Raw genomic sequence first — 4,736 nt, 5'->3', positions numbered from 1 at the left:
ATTATCCATCAACGACCTTAGCCAATGTGGTCGTGACAAATAATTATTGGCACGATCCGGATGGTGATAAATTATTTACGATAACGGGTAATATGCAAATAAAGTGGGAAAATGCGGCAGGAGAAGATGTCACCAATTATGTCAAGTCGAATCCGAATAGTGAATTAGATGCGTGTAAATCGCCCTATAAATTAACACTCAGTGCTGATGCAGGTTCGTTAGCAACAAATTATGGGATCCCCTCAATAGGAAGCTTTACGGGAGGCAGCCATAGTTATTATCTTTACCCAAGTACGCCTAAAGTATGTTATGTACAACCAAATTTGTATCAAGGAAAAGGTATACAAGCAGGGGATGAGTATGAAGGAGGAAATTATGCAGGGCCTGTAACTCAGTGGGATCCAGATCGCGGTTTTAAACCGCAGGATCTAAAAAATCCATTATCGAACTTCCCAACAACCGGTACAAATAATTACTTTTTTAAAATGACAATTGCTGGATTAACTGCTGGTCAATTTATTTCTATAAATGGTGCTCAAATTATGCCTAGCTCTGGAAGTGGTGTAAATTTATCTATCACTGCTGAGAATAATAATATCAATGGTAATGTGGTAAGAGTAACGTTAAAAGGACCGACGTTAACATCAGCTAACAATAATTTTATTTCTTCAATATTTAAATTTTATGGGGATTCAGCTAAAAGTAAAATTATTTATCAATTCAATTTAAGCAGATGGTTTATTGTTAAACCTGGGATAAAAGGTGTGGATTATATAAATAATTATTCTGATGCTGTGCAATTTTGTCGAAATTTAGGATCAAATTATCGAATGCCTTCATTACAAGATTATACCAATGCTAACACATCTCAATATCATTTTAATTTAGGTGTGCCAGGACAAGGTAATGTTTATCAACGTAGTATTAGTTATAGGAATGGTAGTACTGGTAAATGGGTTGGTGGTTTTTTTAATGAATGGGGGGCGATTGCTGCAGGGACATGGATGGGAGATTCATATTATAGTGATAGTGGATGGGCTATAGGAAATTATTGGGTATCGGATGTTAATACTATAAACGGTGTTAAGTATAATTATAATATTTTTTCGGAATTTGGCGATATCGATCCGTTTGGAAATGGACGAGTAGCGTGTGTTACACCTTAAATAATATCACATTCAAAAAGTATTTTAGTTATAATAAATATAATTTTTTCAATTACTTGAAATGTAATTTTATTGATATATAACAGAAATTACTGGGTTAATTTGATTAAAATTCATAATCACTATTGATTAGATATAGGTGAAATGTAGTATGGATATAATTGATAAATTAGAGAAAAGTAATAGTCGCACTAGTATTTATTTTTTCAAGCAAGGAATATTTGCGCAGTTGTATGGCATGTCGCTTTATTTGGCTAGAATAGAGTTAAATCTTTTGGTGAAAGTATGCGGTGTTCGTCATAAAAAATGTGGTGGCGATCTTATTCTTAGAGGGGGGTTACCGGTTTCAACCTTAGAAAAACATTTTGGTCGTAGATTAATTCATCATGATTATGGTTATGAAATAAAGTTAACACATGAAATAGAGGATTTGACAGATTATAACAGTTGGTATCTCAAGCAAAAAAATTATCTACTAAAGAAAGAAGAAATCGAGCGAAATAATAAAACAGAGCTAGTAGAGGCTGAGAAAAACTTAGAAGTATCAGCTTTGAGCAGAAAGTTAGCAGCCAGCAGGCAGCTAACACTCAGCGAGCAAGAGTATTATTTTTTAATGAATTGGCGACAGGATAAATATCCATCATCAATAGAATCGGGTTTTATCCGAGGTTTGAAGGAAAAAATTTTATCACAGGGGCGAAGCCGTCTGAGATAAAATTTTTAGTATAAAAAACATGCATTTTTATTTTTTCAAATAATGTAAAATCTCAACACACTTTTTTGAGAGAAAGTTATTCACACAATAATGAAATAGCCGATATCAAGTCGGCTAAGTATCTAACCAATCAACAAGTTAATTTAATACCTGTGTAAAAATAGCTAGAAAAAATAACGTTGCTTTAGGATTAAGTAAGTTGCACAACAACCCTTGCATAAACGCGGATTTAGCGGACATTTGTTTGTCAATTAATTGTTGACTGACATAAGTAGAATTGGTCTTTTTTGCAAGTAATGCTTTAATGCCAAGCCATAATAAGTAAGCGGCGCCCGCATAGCGTAATACATTATACAGTAATGGCGTAGCAGCAATCAGTACTGCCACACCGGCTACACAATAACTCATATGGATTAATATTGCAGTGATGACTCCCAAACACGTCAACAGGGCTATTTTTCGGCTATAAGTTAAGCTGTTTTTCAAAATCAAAAAAAAGTCAGGGCCAGGCGAAATCATGCCAAGACAACTGATGGTTGACACTAAAAGTACGGTATCAAGAGTCATAATTATGCCTAATTCAACAGTTGAGCAGCTTGATTTAAACTAGCAATGCCCGATTTATTTTGTTCAATATACTGTTTTTTATCTAAATTTGGTTGAGTTAAATAATCGGTTAAAAATTTAACATTGCTGTTAATTTGAGCGCCATTTAAAATGAGCCTTGGTAAATCAATCTGATAAATGGTTTGATCAGGTGTTTTTTGTAAATCAACTGTTTGTGCGTTTGTGAGCAAATAAAGCTTACGTTCTTTTTCTGAAAGATGTTTTATCGTTGGGGTTGCAGAGCCCATCATTAAGTGATCGGGAAAGATATAAAACACGGTGTTTTCAAGTAGTCCTTGATCTTTTAACTGCTTAATAAACTGACCAACATTATAGTCTAACGAAGCAGCAACAAATGACATATTATCGTCTTTCGGTGCAATCACCGATCGCATTCGTTCGTCATAAAAACCATTTGGTGCATGCGTTGAAATGGTTGAAATAAATAGCGCGAAGGGTTTACCTGAGCTATGCAAACTCGTTACCTGTTTGTGGGCTATTTCTAATATATCTTTATCATATAAACCAAAAGGCGCATTAGGATATTGGCCAGCATAGTTTTTCTCAGAAACGACTTGCATGCCTAACAGCTCGGCTATGTGTCCAATACCCGCAAATTCAGGGCCAGCCATAACATAGCGCGTTTCATAGCCTGCTTGTTTGAGTACGTCACCCAAGCTGACTAATTGTGTTTTATTTGCGCTGGCCAGCGGCGATGTCGAATATTCACCAATTAAAAATGGCATGCCAGTCATATAAGTATACATTGAAGCTGTTGTCCAACTGCTACCAGGGCTCATTGGCATATTCGCAAAGAAGGTATAGTCTTGCCGTAGTTGGCGTAAATGTGGCGTAATATCAGTAAAATCAAAAAAACCTTGTTCAAACGATTCTAAAGATAGAACAATAATATTTTTACCTTTTTCACTAGTGATTTGTTGCTTATTTGGATAATTGTCCATGTTTAATGCGTGTAGTGCCTGCTCAAATGATCGTTTAGGTGCACAGGTCACTTGATAGATCTCGTATATTCGGCTAAATGGACCGTTTTGATAACTTAATGAGATAATTGCTATTACGCCAATTAATATTCGAATCGATAATCGACATTTATGTTGGCACAAATTAGCTAACTTTGTCAGCAAATATATCAATATAAAAAATACCGCAATCACAAGTACGGCTTGTAATTTAAAGATAAACAGCCCTTCAATAATATCATTAACATTTAAATTAACGTAAAACTGATAATCGATAAATCCACCACTAAAATAGATTGAGGTCAGTTCCATCACAATAAAAACGGTCATTAATACTATGATCAATAGTTGCCATTTTTTTTGTTTAAATAATGAAGCGAAAAGAATAGTTAGTAGCAAAAAAGGTAAAATAACAAGGGTAGATAAAGGCATAAAAACGTGTTACTCAGCAATTAACTTTGCCACAGTATATACGTATTCTTGAAAAAATAAAAAAGTAACCAAGGGTGGTATAACGAACATTATATTCCATTATTGTTGGCCACTCAGCATTGGCGGTTAAAGTTATTAAAAAAAATTAATAATCTCTTTTTTATTTTTTTGATATTAAATTAATAGGTTAATAAAAAAAACGATAATATGAAGAATTTCACTGTTTTGTTGCTATTGGTTTTTTTACTTACTTCTGTTATCAAAGATTCTGACTATTATGCGTGACCTATAAATTTGAGAAATATGTGGATGAAGATAACATTGTCTATTAGAGGTTAGATGTATCGAAAACTAAAATAACTTAACTTGTTTTTGAATAAATAAAAAAAGATTATATAAACACAGTTATCATTCTGTTATTTTCTGAAAATAAAATAAAGCTTATGAAGTGATTGCTACTGGTAAAGCATCTTTCCGATCTATACAGTTTAATTTAAGCAATAAGATCGATAACGATACGGTATGTATTCACTTTTTAAATAAACAGCAAACCTACAAATTATTATCAGCTATCATTAAAGTAGACTTTACAATTATTAACTATTTTATCATTTATGAGTTTGATTGTTTTTTTTATACTCGGTCAGTCAATATTATGACTGGCATACAGTATTTGTTCAAAATTTAGTATAAAAGAACAATGGATTATTTAAAAAGGATTAAAAATATGTTAAAATACAGTTGTTTACGGGGCCAGCCAGCCAGCCAGCCAGCCAGCCAGCCAGCCAGCCAGCCAGCCAGCCAGCCAGCCAGCCAGCCAGCCAGCCAGCCAGCCAC

At 33.9% G+C, this 4,736-nt stretch carries 3 protein-coding genes and 1 pseudogene; 2 read left to right on the top strand and 2 right to left on the bottom strand.

All coding sequences use genetic code 11. The features are described from left to right. Both J3U66_RS12765 and J3U66_RS12760 read left to right on the top strand, forming a co-directional pair. Nucleotides 1–1,166 (top strand): hypothetical protein (locus J3U66_RS12765; protein WP_267346545.1); only part of this gene is annotated, 1,166 nt, incomplete at its 5' end. A 151-nt stretch (nt 1,167–1,317) separates the two neighbouring features. Then, nucleotides 1,318–1,881, top strand: coding sequence for a hypothetical protein (locus tag J3U66_RS12760; protein ID WP_267334573.1), 564 nt, complete (start codon nt 1,318–1,320; stop codon nt 1,879–1,881). A 141-nt stretch (nt 1,882–2,022) separates the two neighbouring features. Here the strand turns inward: J3U66_RS12760 and J3U66_RS12755 are convergent. Both J3U66_RS12755 and J3U66_RS12750 read right to left on the bottom strand, forming a co-directional pair. Next, nucleotides 2,023–2,448 (bottom strand): annotated as a pseudogene (locus J3U66_RS12755) (LysE family translocator); the annotation flags it as partial. Between the two features lie 8 nt (nt 2,449–2,456). Next, nucleotides 2,457–3,899 carry an LTA synthase family protein gene (locus tag J3U66_RS12750; RefSeq protein ID WP_267334569.1) on the bottom strand — a complete coding sequence of 481 codons (1,443 nt, stop codon included), beginning with the start codon at nt 3,897–3,899 and terminating at the stop codon, nt 2,457–2,459. Nucleotides 3,900–4,736 lie beyond the last annotated feature (837 nt).

This window comes from Gilliamella sp. B2969, from assembly GCF_026536195.1.
Taxonomy (GTDB): Bacteria; Pseudomonadota; Gammaproteobacteria; order Enterobacterales; family Orbaceae; genus Gilliamella.
Note: the sequence above shows the minus strand (reverse complement) of the source record. Positions and strands in the feature narration are given on the sequence as shown.